General features: G+C 68.5%; 19 protein-coding genes and 1 pseudogene. 12 read left to right on the top strand and 8 right to left on the bottom strand.

The window, feature by feature from the left end; all coding sequences use genetic code 11:
- Positions 1–187 precede the first annotated feature (187 nt).
- Positions 188–1,774: an acyl-CoA mutase large subunit family protein gene (locus tag CG723_RS31040; protein WP_100596832.1), complete on the bottom strand. Its 1,587-nt coding sequence runs from the start codon at positions 1,772–1,774 to the stop codon at positions 188–190.
- Positions 1,775–1,895: 121 nt separating this feature from the next.
- Here CG723_RS31040 and CG723_RS31035 point away from each other — a divergent pair, with 121 nt between their 5' ends.
- From CG723_RS31035 to CG723_RS31025, 3 genes are all read left to right on the top strand, one after another.
- The gene (locus CG723_RS31035; protein ID WP_100596853.1) at positions 1,896–2,582 is read left to right on the top strand and encodes a TetR/AcrR family transcriptional regulator; all 687 of its coding nucleotides are present in this window, start codon (positions 1,896–1,898) and stop codon (positions 2,580–2,582) included.
- Between the two features lie 89 nt (positions 2,583–2,671).
- A complete protein-coding gene (locus CG723_RS31030) occupies positions 2,672–3,955 on the top strand; it encodes an alpha/beta hydrolase family protein (protein ID WP_234374608.1) in 1,284 nt (427 codons plus the stop codon).
- Positions 3,956–4,125: 170 nt separating this feature from the next.
- Positions 4,126–4,473 (top strand): hypothetical protein, encoded by a 348-nt coding sequence (locus tag CG723_RS31025; protein WP_234374613.1) that lies wholly within the window; start codon positions 4,126–4,128, stop codon positions 4,471–4,473.
- A gap of 141 nt (positions 4,474–4,614) precedes the next feature.
- Here CG723_RS31025 and CG723_RS31020 read toward each other — a convergent pair whose 3' ends face one another.
- Complete coding sequence (locus CG723_RS31020; protein ID WP_267893742.1) at positions 4,615–4,995, bottom strand: DUF6083 domain-containing protein; 381 nt, start codon at positions 4,993–4,995, stop codon at positions 4,615–4,617.
- 463 nt (positions 4,996–5,458) lie between these two features.
- On the opposite strand from CG723_RS31020, the gene CG723_RS46495 reads away from it, so the two are divergent.
- Positions 5,459–5,626 carry a hypothetical protein gene (locus CG723_RS46495; protein WP_159032587.1) on the top strand — a complete coding sequence of 56 codons (168 nt, stop codon included), beginning with the start codon at positions 5,459–5,461 and terminating at the stop codon, positions 5,624–5,626.
- Between the two features lie 43 nt (positions 5,627–5,669).
- On the opposite strand, the gene CG723_RS31015 is transcribed toward CG723_RS46495, so the two are convergent.
- On the bottom strand, positions 5,670–6,578 hold the full coding sequence (locus tag CG723_RS31015; protein ID WP_107489214.1) for an HAD-IIA family hydrolase: 909 nt from the start codon (positions 6,576–6,578) through the stop codon (positions 5,670–5,672).
- 450 nt (positions 6,579–7,028) lie between these two features.
- Between CG723_RS31015 and CG723_RS31010 the strand changes: the two genes are divergently transcribed.
- From CG723_RS31010 to CG723_RS30990, 5 genes and pseudogenes are all read left to right on the top strand, one after another.
- A complete protein-coding gene (locus tag CG723_RS31010) occupies positions 7,029–8,255 on the top strand; it encodes a 4-hydroxybenzoate 3-monooxygenase (RefSeq protein WP_100596828.1) in 1,227 nt (408 codons plus the stop codon).
- 172 nt (positions 8,256–8,427) lie between these two features.
- Positions 8,428–9,431 (top strand): annotated as a pseudogene (locus CG723_RS47995) (histidinol-phosphate aminotransferase family protein); the annotation flags it as partial.
- 52 nt (positions 9,432–9,483) lie between these two features.
- Positions 9,484–10,542, top strand: coding sequence for a PucR family transcriptional regulator (locus CG723_RS31000; protein WP_100596827.1), 1,059 nt, complete (start codon positions 9,484–9,486; stop codon positions 10,540–10,542).
- A 160-nt stretch (positions 10,543–10,702) separates the two neighbouring features.
- A complete protein-coding gene (locus CG723_RS30995) occupies positions 10,703–12,217 on the top strand; it encodes a long-chain-fatty-acid--CoA ligase (RefSeq protein ID WP_100596826.1) in 1,515 nt (504 codons plus the stop codon).
- Entirely contained in the window at positions 12,217–13,209 is a 993-nt protein-coding gene (locus CG723_RS30990) for a phosphotriesterase family protein (RefSeq protein WP_100596825.1), read from the top strand. Before CG723_RS30995 ends, CG723_RS30990 begins: the two co-directional genes overlap by 1 nt.
- 11 nt (positions 13,210–13,220) lie before the next feature.
- On the opposite strand, the gene CG723_RS30985 is transcribed toward CG723_RS30990, so the two are convergent.
- Together CG723_RS30985 and CG723_RS30980 are read right to left on the bottom strand one after the other, a co-directional pair.
- Entirely contained in the window at positions 13,221–13,778 is a 558-nt protein-coding gene (locus CG723_RS30985) for a DinB family protein (RefSeq protein ID WP_100596824.1), read from the bottom strand.
- A gap of 242 nt (positions 13,779–14,020) precedes the next feature.
- Positions 14,021–17,395, bottom strand: a complete 3,375-nt coding sequence (locus tag CG723_RS30980; RefSeq protein WP_100596851.1) for a pyruvate carboxylase — start codon at positions 17,393–17,395, stop codon at positions 14,021–14,023.
- 635 nt (positions 17,396–18,030) lie between these two features.
- Between CG723_RS30980 and CG723_RS30975 the strand changes: the two genes are divergently transcribed.
- Positions 18,031–18,399: a hypothetical protein gene (locus CG723_RS30975; RefSeq protein ID WP_100596823.1), complete on the top strand. Its 369-nt coding sequence runs from the start codon at positions 18,031–18,033 to the stop codon at positions 18,397–18,399.
- 124 nt (positions 18,400–18,523) lie between these two features.
- A complete protein-coding gene (locus CG723_RS30970; RefSeq protein ID WP_234374607.1) occupies positions 18,524–18,724 on the top strand; it encodes a hypothetical protein in 201 nt (66 codons plus the stop codon).
- 28 nt (positions 18,725–18,752) lie between these two features.
- Here CG723_RS30970 and CG723_RS30965 read toward each other — a convergent pair whose 3' ends face one another.
- The 3 genes from CG723_RS30965 to CG723_RS30955 all read right to left on the bottom strand — a co-directional run bounded on the left by CG723_RS30965 (position 18,753) and on the right by CG723_RS30955 (position 20,987).
- A complete protein-coding gene (locus CG723_RS30965) occupies positions 18,753–19,433 on the bottom strand; it encodes a hypothetical protein (RefSeq protein WP_199841953.1) in 681 nt (226 codons plus the stop codon).
- Between the two features lie 65 nt (positions 19,434–19,498).
- On the bottom strand, positions 19,499–20,710 hold the full coding sequence (locus CG723_RS30960) for an MFS transporter (RefSeq protein ID WP_100596821.1): 1,212 nt from the start codon (positions 20,708–20,710) through the stop codon (positions 19,499–19,501).
- Complete coding sequence (locus CG723_RS30955; protein WP_159032586.1) at positions 20,700–20,987, bottom strand: hypothetical protein; 288 nt, start codon at positions 20,985–20,987, stop codon at positions 20,700–20,702. Before CG723_RS30955 ends, CG723_RS30960 begins: the two co-directional genes overlap by 11 nt.
- Before the next feature lie 144 nt (positions 20,988–21,131).
- Here CG723_RS30955 and CG723_RS30950 point away from each other — a divergent pair, with 144 nt between their 5' ends.
- Complete coding sequence (locus tag CG723_RS30950; protein ID WP_100596849.1) at positions 21,132–21,539, top strand: YciI family protein; 408 nt, start codon at positions 21,132–21,134, stop codon at positions 21,537–21,539.

Raw genomic sequence — 21,539 nt, 5'->3', positions numbered from 1 at the left:
GGCCTCTTCGATCCGGCGCTGCAGGTCCGCGAGCTTTCCCGCGGTCGTGTGGATGTCGATGTCGTTCACTGATTGCTCCACCGGGCTCACTGGTCATCGGAAGGATCGGAAGGATCGGAGGGATCGCAAGGATCGGAAGGATCGGAGGGATCGCAAGGATCGGACGGATCGAAGGGGACAGGGAGGATCAGAACGTGTCGTGCGGGACGTGAACGCCCCACACGTCGCGCAGGGCGTGGGAGACCTCGCCGACCGTGGCGCGCAGGCGCAGGGCTTCGCGCATCGGGGGCAGGACGTTGTCGGTGCCGCGCGCCGCGTCGCGCAGCGCTTCGAGAGCTCGCTCGACGGCTTCGTTGTCACGATCCTTACGCAGGGCCGCGAGGCGTTCGCACTGGTCGATCTCGATCTGGGGGTCGACCCGCAGCGGCTCGTACGGCTCTTCCTCGTCGAGGGCGTACTTGTTGACGCCGACCACGGTGCGTTCCTCGTGGTCGATCTCCAGCGCGATCCGGTACGCGGACTTCTCGATCTCGGACTTCTGGAAGCCCTGCTCGATGGCCGCCACCGCGCCGCCGCGGTCCTCGACGGCCTGGATCAGCTCAAGGGCCGCCGCCTCGACATCGTCCGTCATCGACTCCATGACGTAGGACCCGGCGAACGGGTCGACGGTCTTGGTCACGTCGGTCTCGTAGGCGATGACCTGCTGTGTGCGCAGGGCGAGCCGCGCCGCCTTCTGCGTGGGAAGGGCGATGGCCTCGTCGTAGGAGTTGGTGTGCAGTGACTGCGTTCCGCCGAGGACCGCGCCGAGGCCCTGAAGGGCGACCCGTACGAGGTTGACCTCGGGCTGCTGCGCGGTCAGCTGGACCCCGGCGGTCTGGGTGTGGAAGCGCAGCATCTGCGACTTGGGGTTCTTGGCCTTGAACTCGTCGCGCATGATGCGGGCCCAGATGCGGCGGGCGGCGCGGAACTTGGCGATCTCTTCGAGCAGCGTCGTCCGGGCGACGAAGAAGAACGACAGGCGCGGTGCGAAATCGTCGACGTCGAGGCCGGCGGCGAGCGCGGCGCGCACGTACTCCTTCGCGTTGGCGAGGGTGAAGGCGATCTCCTGCGCGGGCGTGGCCCCGGCCTCGGCCATGTGGTAGCCCGAGATGGAGATCGTGTTCCAGCGGGGCAGCTCCTTGTGGCAGTACGCGAAGATGTCGCTGATCAGCCGCAGGGACTGCTTCGGCGGGAAGATGTACGTGCCCCGGGCGATGTACTCCTTGAGTACGTCGTTCTGGATGGTGCCGGTCAGCTGGTCACCGGGGATGCCCTGCTCGGCCGCGACGAGCTGGTAGAGCAGGAGCAGTGTCGAGCCGGGGGCGTTGATCGTCATCGACGTGGACACCTTGTCCAGGGGCAGGCCCTGGAACAGGGTGCGCATGTCCTCGATCGAGTCGATCGCCACGCCGACCTTGCCCACCTCGCCGCGGGCGATCGACTCGTCCGAGTCGTAGCCCATCTGCGTCGGCAGGTCGAAGGCGACGCTCAGGCCGCCCGTTCCGGCGCCGACCAGCTCGTGGTAGCGCTCGTTGGACTCCTTTGCCGTGCCGAATCCGGCGTACTGCCGCATCGTCCACGGCCGGCCGGTGTACATCGACGGATACACGCCCCGCGTGTACGGGAACTCTCCCGGGGCGCCGAGCTTGGCGTCCGCGTCGAAATCCGTCAGCGACCAGCCGTCGTAGAGCGGCTGGATGGGCAGACCGGATTCGCTCTGTGCCTCGGAACCCACGCCGGACCTCCTGTGGTACTCGATGTCACATCAACGGTACTCAGTACCATCGACTCAGGCAAGTGGCTTCCGAGCACCGATACAGGGAAGGATGGGCGGTCATGAGTGAGGATGGGTGGTCATGAGTAAGCCAGCCGCGCGGATCCGCCTCGCGGACGCCGCCTTCGCGCTCTTCGACGAGCGCGGATACGAGCAGACCACCGTCGACGAGATCGCCGAGCGGGCCGGAGTGGGCCGCACGACGTTCTTCCGGCACTACCGGTCGAAGGAAGACGTGATCTTCCCCGACCATGACCGGCTGCTCGCGCTGATCAAGGACAGGCTGGCCACCTCCAGCCACAGCACCGGCCTGATCGCCGTCTCCGACGCGGTCCGCCTGGTGCTGCTGCACTACATCGACGAGGGCGACCTCGCGCGGCGGCGGTACACGCTGACCAGCAAGGTGGCGGTCCTGCGGGACCGGGAGATCGCCAGTGTGGCCAGGTACCAGCGGCTGTTCCGCGAGTTCATCGCGGACTGGATGGGTGACCCCACGGAGTCGGCGTCGCTGCGGGCCGAACTGATGGCGGCGGCCGTGGTCGCGGCCCACAACCATGTACTGCGCCGCTGGCTCCGGGGCGAGACCTCCGACCCGGTGGCGGAGATGGACGACGCCATGCGCGAAGTGCTCGCCCTCTTCCCCGCGCCCTCCGGTGCCGGGGACTCAGGTGACGCCGGCACCACCCTTGTGGCCTTCCGGACCGGACAGGATCTCGATGCGCTGCTTCCCTCCCTGAGGCGACTCGTCGAGGGCGGCGCGGCGCACTGAACGCGTGCGTTGCGTGGGGGTTTTCCCCCAACTGGATGGTCTGGCCTGTCGGATGGTGACGTGGGCGGGCCGCCCGAGAAGCTTGCGGCATGGACACCAACGCCAACATCAAGACCGACATGACGAGCAGGCGCCGCGTGCTGGCCGCGTCCGCGCTCGGCCTCTCCTGGGCGGCGGCGGGCGTACCCGGCGCGAGGGCGACCGCGATGGCAGCGGACGACACGGCGACCACGCCACGCACGTCCCGCTCGGTGCGTCTGAAGCTGCCCGCGCCGACCGGGCCGTACGGCGTGGGGACGGTGTCGCTGCGGCTGGTGGACCGGGAACGCGCGGATCCGTGGGTTCCCGTTCGCAGGCGTGAGCTGATGGTGGATGTCCGGTACCCGGCCCGCTCCGTCGCCTCGGGCCGGCGCGTGCCGCAGATGACGAAGGGGGAGGCAGTCGGCTTCGACCGCGTGAACAACTTCGGCGATCTGCCGAAGGGGCGCATCGACTGGAGCACGACACAGACCTTCGCCCACCTCGGCGCGCCACTGGACCGGCGCGGTCCGCGGCCGGTGGTGCTGTACTCGCCGGGCGTGGGGGACCCGCGAACCCTGGGTACGACGCTGACGGACGAGCTGGCGTCGCACGGGTACGTGGTGGTGGCGATCGACCACACCTACGACGCGTCGGCGGTGGAGTTTCCCGGTGGGCGGGTGGAGACGACTCTGCTTCCGCAGGAGTTCGAACGGGCGCAGAAGGAGGGGCCCGAAGCGGTCGTCGCGCTGATGAAGAAGACGAGCGCGGTACGGGTGGCCGATACGCGGTTCGTACTGGACGAGGTGGAGCGGGCGTTCGCCACGGGCCGCGTGGAGCGCGCGCCGATCGGCATGTTCGGGCAGTCGGCGGGCGGCTTCGCGGCGCTGCAGACGATGCATGACGACGAGCGGATCACTGCGGCAGCGAATCTGGACGGGGTGCTCGCCTACGTAGGGGACGATCATGACGAGGGGGAGCTTTCCTCGGTGGCCCGCGACGGGGTGGACGGGCCGTTCCTCCTCATGGGCATGGACGGTGACGACCGTACGAACGTGCCGTCCTGGCGCGCGCTGTGGGAGCACAGCGACGGCTGGCACCGGGACCTGGTGCTACGTGGCGCGCAGCATGCGACGTACACCGATGCGGCATCGTTGATTCCGCAGATCGCCCGGCAGTTGGGGCTGCCGAAGGAGACGGTGACCGGCCTCGTGGGAACGGTGCCGGCGGCGCGGGCGGTTGCCGCGCAGCGGGCGTATGTGACGGCGTTCTTCGACCGTTGGCTCCTCGGGCGCTCAGGCGGTCACTTCCTGGACGGACCCTCGTCGAAGTGTCCGGAGGTGCGGTTCGTGTAGGACACGGGGGCGCAAGGGTTGTGGGTGTTTTGTGGTGTTCGCGGCAAGCATCTGGGCGCAGGCATCCGATTGTGTTGCTATGGGGGAGTACCAGCGGTGGGGGTGAACGCCCCACCGTACAAAGGGAGTTACGGGGGATTTGAATGCGTAAGAGGAGCAGGTTGGGTGCGGTGCTGACCGCCGCCGCACTCGCCGTCACCGTGGCAGGAGCCGCCGCGCCGTCCGCGAGCGCGGCCGGCGGATGCTGGCAGAGCGGCGGACGATGGTGGTGCAACAACGTATCGGGGGCGCCCGTCTACGGCACGATGGGAGCGAGCACGCAATACCCCGATCCGAGCAGGGTCGTCGGCTACATGAACTCCAACCCCAGCTGGTTCTTCTGCAAGATGGACGGCCAGAACTGGGTGGGTGGACCACACCCGACCCGCTGGGAGTTCACGGTCGCTGACAACGGAGAGTACGGCTGGATGAAGGACACCGCGATCTCCAGCGAGACGAACCCGTTGCCCAACTGCTGAACCACGACACGTCCGCCCCGGGCTCCCGCGCGCGACTGACGGCCGCACAGCCGCCGTCCTGAGCGCCAAAAGCGCGGGGCGGACGGGTGTTCACGCGCCCGACACGAGATCAGGGGATGCGGTCGCTGACCGCCACGAATGTCACCCCACGTCGGGCAGCTGGGCATCCCCGGGAGGAAGCTCCGGTTCCTGGCGCCGCGCCATCCGCCCGTTCTCATTCCGCAGTGTCGTCAGCCACGGCCACAGATCGGGCAGCTCCTGCCCGGCACAGGCCAGCCGATGCTCGATGCGGCACCGCTGCGTCCCGTCCACGGGACACACGCCGTACACGGTGACCCGGCCGTCCGACAGCTCGATCCACCGATGCTCCGCAGGTACGAGATGTGCCAGCACCCGCATCCCGGGCTCCAGCAGGACCCAGTCATGCTCGAGCGTGGCCACCCGATCCTGTGGCAGCCCACAGTACGGACACCGGAACTGCCCGCTGCCGATCCTCGCGACCCCCCTGCCAGAACCCCTCATACAGTGAGCGTGCGGGCCGCGACGCCCCAACACACGTACGACTTAGGACGGGACTCCTGCGCCCTGTGAGGCCTCACGTGCCACAGGAGGCGACACCGGCCACGCCAGACCGCTCACACCCCAAGAGGCGCGGCCGGACAGGCGCCGTAGACAGATGGCGCCGCAGACCGTGTGGCTGACTGGTCGTGAGCACCCGTCCCCGTTGGAACCAAACGCAACCGAGACGGGTCGACGCACTGGGAGGACCAGTCGGCGTCGTCATGATGCTGTGCAGGAAGCGAAACGGGGAGATCGCGATGTTCCGAAGCAGGTGGGTGTGCCCGACCGTAGTGGCGGGCGTGGGCTTGTTGGCCGGCTGTGGTGAGGAGAAGCCTCCGCCGCCCGTCAGGTTCGGGGCCGCCGAGCCCGCCGGAGACAAGCTCGGTCTCCAGCCGGAGAAAGGCGCTGCGGTCGCGCTCTCGCAATGGCCGGGAAGACCCTGACCAAGGGCATGGTGTTGTGCACCGTCACCAGCGACGACAACCTGGCGATGCTCCGTGTCACCGACGTCGTACCCGACACCAAGCAGGGTTTGTCCAGCGACATGCCTGACTACGTCACCACGCTGACCCTCTGGAAGAGCAACAAGTAGGGCCCGCTGAGGACCGCGCCGACGGCACACCCGTGGCCCGGGCTCAGCGGGAGTCCGAGGCCAGGCGTTCGAGGAGGTCGGGGAGTGCGGCGAAGGAGGCGAGCACGTGGTCCGGTGTGCCGTCGGCCGAACGGTGCGTCTCAGGAAGGTACTTGCCGGTCTTGACGAGTGCCCCGGTGACGCCGCTGCGCTGGGCGGCGAGCACGTCGGACTCGATGTCGTCGCCCACCATGAGGGTCGTGGACGGCTCGGCGCCCAGATGGGCGAGCGCGGCGGCGAAGAAGGCCTCGGACGGTTTGCCGGTGATGCTCGCCTCGACCCGGGCGGCCCGCTCCAGCCCGAGGAGGAAGGCGCCCGTGTCGAGGTCGAGCCCGTCGGCGGTGCGCCAGTAGAGGTTCCGGTGCATGGCTACGAGGTGTGCTCCGCGCTGGAGGTGATGGAAGACGCGGTTGAGGGCTGCGTAGCCGAACTCGTCCCCCGCGCCACCGACCACGACGACGTCCACGTTGCCGGCGGTGTCGGCGTCCGCACCCGAGTGCTCTTCCGGCTCATTGACAAGCGTCACGCCCGTCAGATCGTCCTGGATGTCACCGGCGTTGAGCAGCAGGCAGCGTGCGCCCGGGTGGTGCTCCCGAAGGTAGGCGGCGGTGACGGTCGGGGCGGTGAGGATGTCGTCGACCGAGACGGGGAACCCGGCCCCCGTAAGCCGTGCGCAGATCGACGCGCGTGTACGTGAGGTCGTGTTGGTGACCAGCGCGAGGGGGAGCCCCGCAGCGCGCAGCCGCTCCATGGCCTCGACGGCGCCGGGGAGAGGCTCCCAGGAGACCGTGAGTACTCCGTCGATGTCGATGAGGACTGCGCGGATCGCGCCGGCTCGCTCTCGCTCCATGGGGCGACGGTAGTCGCCGCGCCGGTGAATCTGCGGTGCACACTCTCCGAGTCGCCGGTCCATCCCGGTCAGGGTGTGTTCTTGGAAGTCGGTGTAGAGGCTGAGAACCTCTCTGACCTGCGCGCACGCGGCGCGTGAGGGCTACCGGTGCACTGTGGGTGCACCGCCGGGGTGTTGGAGGCCCGGAGAACAGCGGGCGCCACCCGGTCGGCCACGCTGCTGGATGCCGCACCATCGTTGGCCCCGCCGGCCAGTTCGCCACTCCGAACGGCGTAGCCAGGATGCCTTCGAGGACGACGCGGGCTCCCCGGTTTCGCCTCCGGCCTGTTTGCGGCCGAGCGGCGCGACATCGTCCAGGGAATCGTCTTCCGGTACCGGCGCGAGGACCTGGCGGCCGGCGAACGCCTGGCTCCTTGGGTGAGACCTCCGGTGTGACCTGTCTTCCGAAGGTTTGGCCGGCGGCACTGCAGGGCCGGGGATCCAACTGTCCACCCGCGCCGACATAATGTCGCCGTGAACTCTCTTCAGCGCCCCAATACCCCTGCTCCACAACGCGTTTCGGTAGTCGTGGTGGGCGCCGGTCCCGCCGGGCTGACCGTCGGAAACATCCTGAGACGCGCCGGGGTCGACTGCGTGGTCCTCGAGTCCGAGACGCGGGAGTTCATCGAGCAGCGGCCGCGCGCCGGGGTCATCGAGGAGTGGGCGGTTCGTGCCCTGGAGCAGCGGGGCCTTGCCGGGAACCTGCTGCGGAAGGCGCACCGGCATACGGCCTGTGAATTCCGGTTCGACGGGCGCCGACACCGCTTTGAATACGGCGTACTGACAGGCCGTCACCACTTCGTGTACCCGCAGCCGCTGCTCGTCACGGATCTGGTGCGTGAGTACGCCGATGTGCGGGACGGTGACATCAGGTTCGGCGTCCGGGATGTGCAGGTGCACGACGTCGACACGGATCGGCCATCCGTGTCGTACACCTGCCCCGAGTCCGGTCAACGGCAAGTGGTTCATTGCGGCTTCGTCGCAGGGTGCGACGGCGCGCGTGGCGTGACGCGGCGCGCCCTGCCGGCTGATCACTACCGGGTCGCGCGGCACGACTACGGCATAGGTTGGCTGTCCCTGCTGGCCGAGGCGCCGCCCTCCTCCGACTGTGTGCTCTTCGGGATCCATCAGGACGGATTCGCCGGACAGATGCCTCGCAGTCCCGAGGTGACCCGTTACTACCTCCAGTGCCCGCCCGGCGACGCCCCGGAGAACTGGCCGCATGAGCGCGTATGGGCTGAGCTGCGCCGACGGCTCGCTGTGGAGGGAGCCCCGGAGTTGGTCGAGGGGCGGTTGGTCGAGAAGCGGATGCTGGACATGCACGACTATGTCGTCGAGCCGATGGCGTCCGGGCGCCTGTTCCTGGCCGGTGACGCGGCCCACCTTGTGGCGCCGATCGCGGCGAAGGGCATGAACCTCGCCCTGCACGACGCTTTCCTGCTCGGCGACGCACTGGTCGCCCACCTCACGCAGGAAGCCGGAAGTAACAGCGGTCTGGAGGGCTACTCGGAGGCTTGCCTGCGTCGGGTGTGGGACTACCAGGAGTTCTCGCAGTGGTTGTCCGACGTCTATCACGGGTCGGCCGCGGGGGAGCCGTTCCGGACGGGCACCACGCTCGCGCGGCTTCGGCGCCTGTTCACCTCTCCGCTCGCGGCGGCCGCGTTCGCCGAGCAGTATCTCGGCACAGCTGAGAGCTACTGACCGACTGCCGGCGAGCCACTCGGCATCGCCCCGGCCTTGGGCGGGCCCCGAGCACGCAGGGGACGACTGCGCCTGAGCATTCCTACTCAGCTGATCGCGTCGCTTGGCTCTGATGCGGAGAGGCGTCGTTCCCCACCATGGAGTCCCTCCATCCGAGTTGAGAGAGGTGCTTATGGGCGGCCGTGATCTGCAGCTGCGTGTTGCCACTCCGGAGGATCTTCAGTGGATCCACGGGCTGCGTCATCGGGTGTACGCACAGGAGTTGGGCCAGCACGCGCCGGATCCGGCCGGTCGGCTTCGCGACGGGTTGGACGGCGAGAACGTCTACCTCGTCGCGGGCGAGGGGCGGCCCGAATCGGCTTTGTCAGTGTGACTCCGCCTTGGCTGGGCCGGTATGCGTTGGACAAGTACCTGAGCCGCGAGGAGTTGCCGCTCCTGGGCGAGAGCGATGTGTTCGAGGTGCGCATCCTCACGGTTGAGCCGCGCTGGCGGAGCACTTCAGCGGCACTACTGCTGATGTATGCGGCACTGCGCTGGATCGCCGCCCGGGGTGGCCGACAGGTGGTGGCAATGGGGCGTACCGACCTGCTCAACATGTACCTGTCCGCCGGACTGCGCCCGGTCGGCCGTACCGTCCACAGCGGTGCGTTGACGTTCGAGGTGCTGACCGCGAGTGTGGCCGACCTGACGAAGGTCACGATGGACCGTTACCGCGCCACGCTGAAGCGACTGGGCTCCGATGTGGACTGGCGGCTCGACATGCCGTTCGCACCACGGTCGGACGGCTGCGAACACGGCGGGGCCTCGTTCACCGCCATCGGCACGGACTTCCGTAGTCTGCACCGGCGCCATCAAGTAGTGGCGGCCGATGTGTTGGATGCCTGGTTCCCACCCGCTCCCGGCGTACGGGCGGTGCTCGCGGAGGATCCGGGCTGGGCCGCCCGGACCTCACCGCCGACCGGTGCCGAGGGCCTGTTGGCGGAAATCGCCATGGCGCGGTCGCTGCCGACTGAGACGCTCGCGGTCGGCGCCGGTTCATCCGACCTCATCTTCAGGGCGTTCGGTCAGTGGCTGACGCCGCAGAGCAGGGTGTTGCTGATGGACCCGGGCTACGGAGAGTACGCCCACGTCACCGAGAGGGTCATCGGATGCCGGGTGGCCACGCGCCGGCTGCGGACCTGCGCTCGCTCAGCCCATCGACCAGCAACGCCGCGACGCCACACTGCTGATGAGCGAGATCGACTCGCCCGCCACCGATCTCGACTACCGGACGGTCTACGCACGCACCGGGTGCCTGTACGTGCCGGGCGGGGCCGGTGTGTTCGGACGAGTGGCCGCCGCCGTGCGCAGCGACGGAGAAATCCTGGGCACGATCTGGGTCATCGCCGACACCAAGGATGCCCGAGCAAAGGCAACCGCCGTCCTGCCGGGACTGCTGGACACGGCCGCGCTGCACCTTCACCACGCACGCGCCGAGCTGGACCTGCGGCGCACACGGCAGGCAAATCTGCTCTCAGCTCTGGTGCGGGTGCCCAACGAGTCCCTCGCAGCCGCGCTTCCGTTCGACATCTCACAACGGCGCTGGTTCGTCCTCGCCATGCTGGCGCCGACGTCCTACGACTCGGCGAGCGCGCCCGGGGACCGGCTCGTCCGCCGCCTCTCGGCGTGGCTCCACATCATTCATCCAAGTGCGCTCCTCGCCGAGGTCGACGCCCGCCTCGTCATACTCTTCAGCGGCAGCGCCGAGCACGACTGGGTCCAGACAGAGCGAAGTCTCGAAGACTTCTTCCAAGGTGCGCAGCCGAATGGTGCATCCATGACCGTCATCGCCGGATCCCGACTCGGCGACGTGAGCGACATCAGCGCCGAATTCAAACAGATGCAGACCCTGGCCGGGCTACTGCGGGTGCAGGTGGTCATACCCCAACCCGGTACGTACGTAGTCCATCTGACGCATCATCATCACCACGTCGACCTTGCGGAAATGGCCGGCGTCAAAGGCAGTACAGGCCCTCAGCAGCCTGCAGTCCTCCGCCGCATCGAGGAGATGGACAAGCAGTCGGGAACGGACTATTTCCGGACCCTTCAGGCCTACGTGGACAACAACCGCAACATCGCCGCAACCGCCGCGGCGCTGGGCGTCCACCCCAACACGGCCCGATACAGGGTGGAAAAGATCCAGACGACGTTCAACCTCGACTTGGCCGACCTCGACACGTTCACCTGGCTCGTCCTCCACTGCCGCTACGTTTCACGCTCGACCGCAGGGGCGAGGCCTGCGAACTGACGGCCGCCCGGCAGGCGTTGCCCACCGCGACCGGCGGCAGCCGGAGCCGGAGCACACGGCCGGTTTAGAGGTCGCTCTTCGGCGTCCGTGCGCAAGCCCTTGACCCCCTACCGACTGGACGGTATGCCTAGGGCCACTGTTACGGCACTCAGGAGCTGATGTGAGCTTCAACCTGGCCACGATGCTGTACGAGACGGCGTCGGCCGCCCCGGACAAGCCATGCGTCATCATCGACGACACTGCCTTGACCTACGCCCAGGTGGAGGAGCTCTCCGGCCTGGTGGCCGGGAACCTTCTCTCGCTCGGCCTCGAGCGGGGCGCGAAGGTAGCGGTCCAGCTGCCCAACATCCCGCAGTTCCTGTTCGCCTACTTCGGCGCCCTGCGGGCCGGGCTGGTCATGGTGCCGCTGAACCCGCTGCTGCGGGCGCCGGAGGTCACGTACCACCTGGAGAACTCCGACGCTCAAGTGCTCATCACTTGCGAGTCGTTCGCTGAGGAGGCGCACCGGGGTGCGAGCGCGGTGCCCGGCATCTCGACGTACGTCGTCGACCTCGGTGGCGGGCAGCGGCCGGAAGGAACCAGGCCGTTCGACGAGCTGCTCGCCCCGGCCGAGACCCCCGACATCGTGCCGACCAACGCCGACGACACCGCGGTACTGCTCTACACGAGCGGCACCACCGGCAAGCCGAAGGGCGCCGAACTCACGCACTTCCAGCTGTACATGAACTGCTCCGTCGCCGGGGACCTGATCGGCTTCCTCGACGAAGACATCGTCATAGCCGTACTGCCGATGTTCCACGTCTTCGGTCTGTCCAGTGTCCTCAACGCCGCCGTGCGCTTCGGCACCACGATGGTGCTGGTGCCCCGCTTCGAGCCGGGAGCGGTCATCGACGCCATCGAAAGGCATGGCGCCACCATCTTCCCGGGCGTGCCCACGATGTACGTCGCCCTCCTCAACGCGGCAGCCGGGGAACGTGACTTGGCGTCGCTGCGTGTCGGTGTGTCGGGCGGTGCCGCCATTCCGGGGGAGGTCATCCGGGCCTTCGAGGAGAGGTTCCCCGGCATCGTGATTCTCGAAGGCTACGGGTTGTCGGAGACGGCGAGTACCGCCACGTTCAACATCAGCGCCGACCAACGCAAGGTGCTCTCCGTCGGCAAGCCGGTGTGGGGCGTGCAGATACGCGTCGTCGACACCGACGACGAACCACTGCCCCCTGGCCCGGACCACGTCGGCGAGATCGTGATCCGCGGGCACAACGTCCTGAAGGGCTACTACAAGAACCCGCAGGCGACGGCCGACGCGATGAGGGGAGGCTGGTTCCACACCGGCGACCTCGGCTACGCCGACGACGACGGCTACCTCTTCATCGTCGACCGGAAGAAGGACCTCGTCATCCGCGGTGGCTACAACGTCTATCCCCGTGAGGTCGAGGAGGTCCTGTACGAGCATCCCGTCGTCGCGGAGGCCGCCGTCATCGGCAGGCCCGACGAGACGTTCGGCGAAGAAGTCGTCGCGGTCGTCAGTCTGACGCCCGGACGGCAGGCCACGCCCGAGGAGTTGATCGCGTTCTGCAAGGAACGGATGGCCGCCTACAAATACCCCCGTGAGATCCGGGTGCTCCACGAGCTGCCCAAGGGACCCACCGGGAAGATCCTCAAGAAGGAGCTGCGCTGATGGCCATGGTGGAGACCGTCCGGGGACCGGTGGACACGGGCGCCCTGGAGCGCACGTACATGCACGAGCACATCTTCGTGCTGAGCCCGGACGTGCAGCAGAACTACCCAGGGGAGTGGGGTGACGAGGATGACCGGATCGCGGACGCGGTGGACAAGCTCGGCGCGCTCAGCGCCCAGGGCGTCCGCACCATCGTCGACCCCACGGTGATCGGCCTGGGCCGCTACATTCCGCGGATCCAGCGCGTCGCCGAGCAGCTTCCCGACCTCAACATCGTGGTGGCGACGGGCTGTTACACGTACGAAGACGTGCCGTTCTTCTTCCATCACCGCGGTCCGGCGCTGAACGAAGCCGCGGGTATGGAAGTGCCGGACCCGATGGTGGACATGTTCGTCGGCGACATCGAGGACGGCATCGCCGGCACCGGCGTCAAGGCCGGCCTGCTCAAGTGCGCCATCGACCAGCAGGGCCTCACACAGGGTGTGGAGCGGGTGATGCGTGCGGTGGCCAAGGCGCATCTGCGCACCGGCACCCCCATCACCGTGCACACCCACCCGGGCGCGCGCACAGGGCTGGAGGTCAGGCGTGTGCTGTGCGACGAGGAGGGCGTGGACCCGAGCCGCGTCGTGCTCGGGCACAGCGGTGACACCACCGACGTGGACCACCTCAGCGAACTGGCCGAAGCCGGGTTCGTGCTCGGGATGGACCGGTTCGGGATCAACCTCGAGACCACCTTCGAGGCCCGGGCCGACACGGTGGTGGAGATGTGCCGACGGGGGTACGCCGACCGGATGGTGCTCTCGCAGGACGCTTCCTGCTACATCGACTGGATCGACCCCGCCGTCATGCCGCTGCTCCCGCAGTGGCATTACCTCCACATCGCGGACGAGGTGCTGCCCTACCTCGAACGGCGCGGGGTCGCCAAGGAGCAGATCGACACCATGCTCGTCGACGTCCCCCGCCGCTACTTCGAGGCCGGTGCGAAGGGCTAGCACGCAGCCGGTCAGCCCATCGTCTTGGCCCCGTCGAGGGACTCGCGGATGATGTCGGCGTGGCCGCAGTGCTGAGCGGTCTCGGCGACGATGTGCATCAGCACCTGGCGCGCCGACCACTTGCCGCCCGGCTCGGACCACGGGGCCTTCGGCAGCGGCCACGTGACATCCAGGTCGGGGAGATCGGCGATCACCTCGTCGGTCCGGCGGCCCTCCTTGGCGTAGGCGGCCAGCACACCCTCCAACGTCTCGCCCGGCTGCAGCCGGAACCCGTCGGCGCGGCGGGCCCAGTCGGCCTCGGTCATGGCCGTGAAGTCAGGCATCGCGGACGGGCCGTTGAGGATGAAGTCCACCCAGGACCGCTCGACCTCGGTGACGTGCTTGATGAGACCGCCCACGCACAGCGCACTCGCGGTGGTCTGCTTCGCGGCCTGCTCGTCGGTGAGGTCACGGGCGGTGAAGCGCAGGAAGTTCCGCTGCTTGTCCAGCGCCTCCAGCCACTCGGCACGCTCGCCGGTGACGGCGGGGGCCTCTGCCTGGTCCTGGGTGTCCAGCTCGTTGACAGCCATGGTTACGCCTCCACGTGTTTCTGCTCCGTCGGACAACAACCACGCTATGCCCTATGTAGGTCAGAGACTGTCCTAGACGGCACGCCCGGTGATGTGAATCGCCCGCCCCAAGGACGCGCGAGCCCCGGGCAGCCGCAGTGCGACCGGCCCGGGGCCTGCGTCTTGAGGGATACAGGGGGTGGAACTTCCCCGGCATTCCTCAGCGACGCACAGGTCAGCGTTCAGGCGTCGGGCGTCACGCGTCAGGCGAGTTCGACCAGCAGGTCTCCGCCCTCCACCTGCTGGATCGCGTTGATGGCGAGCCGGGACACCGTGCCGCCCTTCGGGGCGGTGATGGAGGCCTCCATCTTCATCGCCTCGATCGTGGCCACCGTTGCACCGGCCTCCACCGTGTCGCCCTCGGCCACCGCCAGCGTGACCACGCCTGCGAACGGCGCCGCGACGTGGTTCGAGTTGGACTTGTCCGCCTTCTCGGTCACCGGGACATCGGACGCCACGGAGTGGTCCCGTACCTGGATCGGCCGCAGTTGACCGTTCAGAGTGGCCATCACAGTGCGTACACCGCGCTCGTCCGCCTCGCCGATGGCCTCCAGCTCGATGAGCAGCCGGACGCCGGGTTCCAGGTCCACGGAGTACTCGCGGTCCGGGCTGATGCCGTAGAAGAAGTCCTTGCTGGCCAGCACGCTGGTGTCGCCGAACGCCTGCCGGTGGCTCTCGAAGTCCTTGGTCGGCCCGGGGAACAGCAGCTGGTTCAGCGTCGACCGCCGGTCCTTCGCGAGACCGGCGCGCTCCTCGGCGGACAGTTCACGCATCGGCCCGGGGCCGGCGCGGCCCTGCAGCGCCTTGGTGCGGAACGGCTCCGGCCACCCGCCGGGCGGCAGGCCGAGCTCGCCGTGCAGGAACCCGATGACCGAGGACGGGAGGTCGAACGAGTTCGGCTCGGCCTCGAAGTCCGCAGGCGACACCCCGGCCCCCACCAGGTGCAGCGCGAGGTCGCCGACCACCTTGGACGAAGGGGTGACCTTCACGAGGTGGCCGAGGATCCGGTCGGCGGCGGCGTACATCGCTTCGATGTCCTCGAACCGGTCGCCGAGCCCGAGCGCGATGGCCTGCGTCCGGAGATTGGAGAGCTGGCCGCCGGGGATCTCGTGGTGGTAGACGCGACCGGTCGGCGAGGAGAGGCCCGCCTCGAACGGCGCGTAGATCTTGCGCACGCTCTCCCAATACGGCTCCAGATCGCAGACGGCCTGGAGATCGAGACCGGTCGGCCGTTCCGAGTGATTGGTGGCGGCGACGATCGCCGAGAGCGAGGGCTGCGAGGTGGTTCCCGCCATCGACGCCACGGCCCCGTCCACCGCGTCGGCGCCCGCCTGGATCGCCGCGAGATACGTGGCCAGCTGGCCACCCGCGGTGTCGTGCGTGTGGATGTGTACGGGCAGATCGAACTCCCTGCGCAGCGCGGAGACGAGCTTCGCCGCCGCAGGCGCGCGCAGCAGCCCCGCCATGTCCTTGACCGCGAGCACATGGGCGCCCGCGTCCACGATCTGCTCCGCGAGACGCAGGTAGTAGTCGAGGGTGTAGAGCTTCTCCGACGGGTCGGACAGGTCGGAGGTGTAGCAGAGGGCGACCTCCGCAACCGCCGAGCCGGTCTCACGCACCGCGTCGATCGCGGGCCGCATCTGACCCACGTCGTTCAGGGCGTCGAAGATCCGGAAGATGTCGATACCGGTCGCGGCAGCCTCTTCCACGAAGGCGTTGGTCACCTCCGTGGGGTACGGCGTGTAGCCGACCGTGTTACGGCCGCGCAGCAGCATCTGCAGACAGATGTTGGGCACGGCCGCGCGCAGTTCGGCGAGCCGGTCCCACGGGTCCTCGGCGAGGAAGCGCAGCGCGACGTCGTAGGTCGCGCCGCCCCAGCACTCCAGCGAAAGGAGTTGCGGCACCGTCTGCGCCACGGCCGGCGCCGCAGCGAGGAGGTCCTTGGTACGGACCCGGGTGGCGAGCAGCGACTGATGCGCGTCCCGGAACGTGGTGTCGGTGACGCCGATGGTGGGGGAGGCGCACAGCCACCGGGCGAAGCCCTCGGGGCCGAGTTCGGTCAACTTCTGCTTGGAGCCGGCCGGCGGTTCGCCGTCGGGCAGCCGCGGGAGCTTGGTGGCGGCATCGATCAGATGGGGCCGCTCGCCGTGCGGCTTGTTGACCGTGACGTCGGCGAGGTAGGTGAGCAACTTCGAGCCACGGTCGGCCGAGTGACGTTCCGTCAGCAGATGCGGGCGCTTCTCGATGAACGAAGTGGTGACGCGTCCGGCGGCGAAGTCGGGATCGTCGAGAACAGCCTGGAGGAAGGGAATGTTCGTCGACACACCGCGGATACGGAACTCGGCCACGGCACGCCGGGCCCGGCCGACCGCGGCCTCGAAGTCCCGTCCCCGGCAGGTCAGTTTGACCAGCATCGAGTCGAAGTGGGCGCTGATCTCCGTACCGGCATGGGTGGTGCCGCCGTCCAGCCGGATGCCGGAGCCGCCCGGGGAACGGTAGGCGCTGATCTTGCCGGTGTCGGGGCGGAAGCCGTTGGCCGGGTCCTCGGTGGTGATCCGACACTGCAGCGCGGCGCCGTGGAGGCGCACGGTGTCCTGGGACAGGCCGAGGTCGTCCAGCGTCTCGCCGGCGGCGATCCGCAGCTGCGCCTGGACGAGGTCCACATCGGTGACCTCCTCGGTCACCGTGTGCTCGACCTGGATCCGCGGATTCATCTCGATGAAGACGTGCTGTCCGGCGGGGTCGAGGAGGAATTCCACGGTGCCCGCGTTGCGGTAGCCGATCTGCCGGGCGAACTTCACGGCGTCGGCGCAGATCCGCTCGCGCACCTCGGGATCGAGATTCGGCGCGGGCGCCAGCTCGATCACCTTCTGGTGGCGGCGCTGCAGGGAGCAGTCGCGCTCGAAGAGATGGATGACGCGGCCCTCGCCGTCGGCGAGGATCTGCACCTCGATGTGCCGGGGCTCGACCACGGCCTTCTCCAGGAAGACGGTCGGGTCGCCGAACGCCGACTCGGCCTCGCGGGCCGCAGCCTCGATCGACTCGCGCAGCGTCGCCGGGTCCTCCACGCGCCGCATGCCGCGCCCGCCGCCACCGGCCACGGCCTTGACGAAGACCGGGAAGCCGAGATCGTCGGCCGCCCGGACCAGCTCGTCGACGTCGGTTGAGGGCTGCGAGGAACCGAGGACCGGGACGCCGGCCGCACGGGCCGCGGCCACGGCGCGCGCCTTGTTCCCCGTCAGTTCGAGCGTCTCGGCACTCGGCCCGACGAACGTGATGCCGGAACGCTCGCACGCGAGCGCCAGCTCGGGGTTCTCGGACAGGAAGCCGTACCCGGGATAGATGGCATCGGCGCCCGCCTTGCGCGCCGCACGGATGATCTCCTCGACGGAGAGATAGGCCCGTACGGGGTGCCCGGCCTCGCCGATCTCGTAGGCTTCGTCCGCCTTCATCCGGTGCAGTGAGTTGCGATCCTCGTGAGGGAACACCGCGACGGTTCGAGCCCCTAGCTCAAAGCCGGCGCGGAACGCCCGGATCGCGATCTCTCCGCGGTTGGCGACGAGCACCTTACGGAACATGCGCATGTCCTTCCGTCGCCCGGAATGGGCGAACTGTCGGGTTGCGGGGCGTCACGCTCCCGGATCATGCCACCTCTGCAGTCAAGACATCCAGGTGCACTACGTCACACGCCGCAGCGCCGGGTGTCGATGCCCCGACCGGTTTGACCACCGATTACTGACGTAGTGCCCGGACGTGTCGCCGCCCCGAGTCACGCTCCGGACCGGCAGCGCTCCGGACGTCGGCCTGAGAGCCCCAACTCGGCATACTCGGCACGATGCTGATGGACCTGTGGAGTCTCCGTCATGCCCGCACCTCCCGGGATGCGGGCGCTCACCGTCCGCCGCGACATGAACGGTAAGTGCGCCATTCACATAAAGACATCACGAAGAGGGCACGCAATGGGCACACTGATGTGAGGTGTTCGACGGTGAAATGGATCCCGCGCTCGCACATTTAGGCAAGTTGCCGATTACCTGGCCATATTTGGGATATTCCGATGGCAGTGTAACGCGACGGCGGTTGCGTGACGCAGAGTTGTACGGGCCCGCGCGACGCTCTGTATGTGTGGTGCGGCAGGCGATTGCCTGAGGGAACCAGAGGCGATGTTCGCTCCTGCCTCGGCCTGAAAAGTAACGCGTCAGATTGGATTCCCGTGAGCAATACCGACCCGATGGCCGGACCGCCCCACCCCTACGACCAGTACCAGCAGCCCCCACAGCCGCCACGACGCCCTGAGCGGCGCGAGGGCGGCGCCCGGCGGGCGGGGCTGGTCATCCACACCATCGCTGACATTGCCGCGGTGTTCCTGGGTCTGTGGATTCTGCTCTACCTGCTCGAAGCCAACCAGGACAACGTCTTCGTCGAGTTCGTGCACGGAACGGCAGACTGGCTGGCCTGGTGGTCACAGGATGTTTTCACCATGGACACAGAAGGCCTTCGCGTTCTCCTCAATTACGGTCTGCCGGCGGTGATTTACCTGCTGGTCGGGCACGGGATCGCCGCGCGACTCAACCGCGTGTGACCGCGATCAATCTCGCATTACCGGCCGGCTCCGAGTGAACTGTCGGCCCCGCCTCGTTCGGCACCGAGCCTTTCGGGAACCGAACGGACCACGAGTACGACAGATGCCGAGAAGGACCAGCCCTGTGAATTTCAGCTCAACCGGAAACGACCATCTGCCGGTCTACGAGAGCCTGGTGCGCGAACGCGGTGACGTCGTGGCGGAGGCCCGTCTGGTGGCCCAGGAGGCGCTGTACCAGGCGGCCTACGCGCTCAACGGTCATGGTGGGGTCCGGCCGACGCCCGATCCGGCCGGACACCCCGCCGGGCGGAACGAAAGGCCTTAGGCCGTGAGGGCGCCGGCGCGCTCCTGATTCAGCCCACGAATTCCCGGTCACCGTAGTGCACTTGGGCCGTCTGCCAGTCGACACCTAGCTTGGCCGTGAACTCCCGGGCCAATGGCAGGTCGCCGAGCGGCGCGATGAGGATGAGCCTGCCGTCGACGGTGACCGAGCCGCCGCCGAGTTTGTCGCGGGCCACCGGGTCCGCGACCAGCTCGTCATGCAGCCTGCTTGCGCTGACGCCGGCCGCCTCGATTTCGAGTGCGTCGGTCTCCGGCGAGGTGGGCGGCAGACGGCGGAAGGTGAGCACGGACTCCTGGTGGTACGTCTTGGCGATGACGCCGGCGATGTGGTGGAGCCCGTCACGGCCGACCCTGTTGATGCCGAACTCGCGTGAGCGCTCATAGGTGGCCTGCTTGAGGTCGCCGGACCAGAAGACTCCCTCCAGGAGCTTCGAGGCGACGGGCGTGGCCCCGTTGGCGCGGACGATCCCGCGTACTTCGTGGTCGAAGCGTGTGAGACGGGTGTGGAGCCTGGGGTCGTCCGGGTCCGTGATGACCGCGGTGTTGTCGGTGGCGAAAATTTCCGCCGTAGGGCGATCAGCGGCGGCGGAGCTCGCGGCCGGGGAGCTGCCGGCGCCCGTGAGCCCCAGTGCCAGGGCGGCCACGGTTGCGGCCATGAGACGCAGCTGCCGCCGCGCGATGGTGATCTTCATGGGCTGGTCAACGACCTGGGCCGGGCTTCGTCGCGGCAGTTACGCGATCACGCGGTGTCGCAGATTTACAGGCCAGGGCGTGCGTGCTCGGGTGTCGTACGACGTGGCCGCCGGACGAGATAGACACCCGCGGTCGACACCAGCACCGCCATGACCGCGATGAACACCAGCCCGGCACCTTCCAGGCCGATCGGCCCCGTCAGGACTCCGACACCGATGACCGGTACGGAGATGCCCGCGTACGCCACCACGAAGAGCGTGGAGATCACTGACGCGCGATGGTCCGGGGGAGACGCCTCGGCCACGGCGCCGAGCGCCGCACGAAACGCCAGTCCCTGCCCCGTGCCGCCGACGAGCGCGCTCAGCATGACCAGTACCAGCAGGTCCCACCGCAGCGCGCCGGCGAGCAGGGCGAGTCCGGCGAGGAGCCCGGCGCAGCCCAGCGGCAGGGATCGCTCCATCCCGACCCGGGTGACCGCGAGTTGGCCCGCGGTCGAGGCGAAGAAGGCGAGTGCGACGACCAGGCCGCTCACGGCGTGGTTGTCCACCTCGAGGGACTCGGCGAGGAACGCCGGACTGACCGAGGTGAACACGCCGAACAACGCGAACCCCACGAACGCGGCGATCGCGGCGGGTCCGAACACCGGCCGCACCTGCGGGGGCAGACTCGGCCGCTGCGGCCGTACGGTGCTCAGCGGCCGCCGCTCGGCCACGGTCTCCGGCAGCCACAGCAGGACGGCGGCCGAGGCGGCCACCAGCGCGAGGTGCACGGCGAAGGGCAGGTACAGCGGCCAGGCGGCGTACTGGGCGAGCAGTCCGGCGAGCAACGGACCGCAGCCCAGCCCGCCCATGTTGGCGGCGGTCGCCACGAACGTGGCGCGGGAGCCACCGCCGTGCGGCGCCAACTCGATGACGTACACGGTGGCGGCCCCGGTGAACAGCCCGGCGGCAAATCCGGAGAGCAGCCGCCCCGCATACAGCCAGCCCAGCCCGGTGGCACTCAGGAAGCAGACGGCGCTGGCCGCCGCGAACCCCAGCCCCCACAACAGAACTGGCCGCCTGCCCAAAGCGTCCGACGCGTTGCCCGCCAGCAACAGCACACCGATGACCCCGAAGGCGTACACGGCATAAACGACGGTCACCGTCAGCTCGGAGAACCCGAACTTGTCCTGGTAGAGCCCATAGAGCGGGGTCGGCAGGGTGGTGCCGGCCATACACACGGCGAATACCGCGCCGGCGAGGGAACACTTACGCCATGCTCGGCGATCACCGTCCATGGCGTCGACAGTAGTTCCGCCTGCCCGCCCGGCACGGGTAGGGCGTGGCCGACGCGCCGCTGGGCGGAGCCCCGCAGCAGTCGGGCGCGAGGCCGGTTCCGATGTCGTCGCCGAGGAACTGCAGCGCAGCCAGCTCGGTCCGCAGCCGCCGGTGGGCAGTGGGGGCCTGGCCGGGGCCGTCCTCGATCCACTTGACGACCAGGGTGCGGGCGGAGGCTTCGTCGGCGGTGGTGGCCGCAGTGCCCTTGGCGGCCGGGTTCGGCACGGTCGGTGTCATCCGTTGGGCTCCGGCGACGACGTTCACCAGCCTCATCCACGGGGGCCGAAGAATTGTGCACGGCGATGTCGAGAACCCGTGGTTGGCTCCGTCCCTGAGGTGAAAGCGACCACAATGGGTCGCACCAGCACCGAGGAGAACACGATGGCCAAGTACCTGCTGCTGAAGCACTACCGGGGCGCTCCGGCTTCGGTCAACGACGTCCCCATGGCGCAGTGGACGCCCGAGGAGATCTCGGCGCACGTGCAGTACATGCAGGACTTCAAGGACCGGCTCGAGAAGACCGGCGAGTTCGTCGACAGTCAGGCGCTCGCCCCCGAAGGGACGTGGGTCCGGTACGACGGTGAGGGCCGCCCGCCGGTCACCGACGGCCCGTTCGCCGAGACCAAGGACCTCATCGCGGGCTGGATGGTGATCGACGTCGACAGCTACGAGCGCGCCGTCGAGCTGGCCGGGGAGCTGTCGGCCGAACCCGGGGCGGGCGGCAAGCCGATCCACGAGTGGCTCGAGCTGCGCCCGTTCATGGGCTCGCAGCACACCATCATGGAATGA

The sequence above is a fragment of the Streptomyces sp. CB01635 genome (assembly GCF_002803065.1).
In the GTDB taxonomy this organism is placed as follows: domain Bacteria; phylum Actinomycetota; class Actinomycetes; order Streptomycetales; family Streptomycetaceae; genus Streptomyces.
The sequence above is the reverse complement of the archived record's forward strand: the minus strand, read 5'-3'. Positions and strand labels throughout refer to the sequence as shown.

Coding starts and splice junctions, on each gene's coding strand:
- CG723_RS31000 (WP_100596827.1), top strand. CDS start 9,484: ATGAGCGAGATCGACTCGCCCGCCACCGATCTCGACTACCGGACGGTC.
- CG723_RS31015 (WP_107489214.1), bottom strand. CDS start 6,578: ATGGACCGGCGACTCGGAGAGTGTGCACCGCAGATTCACCGGCGCGGC.
- CG723_RS31035 (WP_100596853.1), top strand. CDS start 1,896: ATGAGTAAGCCAGCCGCGCGGATCCGCCTCGCGGACGCCGCCTTCGCG.
- CG723_RS46495 (WP_159032587.1), top strand. CDS start 5,459: ATGGCCGGGAAGACCCTGACCAAGGGCATGGTGTTGTGCACCGTCACC.
- CG723_RS30985 (WP_100596824.1), bottom strand. CDS start 13,778: ATGGCTGTCAACGAGCTGGACACCCAGGACCAGGCAGAGGCCCCCGCC.
- CG723_RS31030 (WP_234374608.1), top strand. CDS start 2,672: ATGGACACCAACGCCAACATCAAGACCGACATGACGAGCAGGCGCCGC.
- CG723_RS30980 (WP_100596851.1), bottom strand. CDS start 17,395: ATGTTCCGTAAGGTGCTCGTCGCCAACCGCGGAGAGATCGCGATCCGG.
- CG723_RS30955 (WP_159032586.1), bottom strand. CDS start 20,987: ATGACACCGACCGTGCCGAACCCGGCCGCCAAGGGCACTGCGGCCACC.
- CG723_RS30950 (WP_100596849.1), top strand. CDS start 21,132: ATGGCCAAGTACCTGCTGCTGAAGCACTACCGGGGCGCTCCGGCTTCG.
- CG723_RS31020 (WP_267893742.1), bottom strand. CDS start 4,995: ATGAGGGGTTCTGGCAGGGGGGTCGCGAGGATCGGCAGCGGGCAGTTC.
- CG723_RS30960 (WP_100596821.1), bottom strand. CDS start 20,710: ATGGACGGTGATCGCCGAGCATGGCGTAAGTGTTCCCTCGCCGGCGCG.
- CG723_RS30965 (WP_199841953.1), bottom strand. CDS start 19,433: ATGAAGATCACCATCGCGCGGCGGCAGCTGCGTCTCATGGCCGCAACC.
- CG723_RS30990 (WP_100596825.1), top strand. CDS start 12,217: ATGGCCATGGTGGAGACCGTCCGGGGACCGGTGGACACGGGCGCCCTG.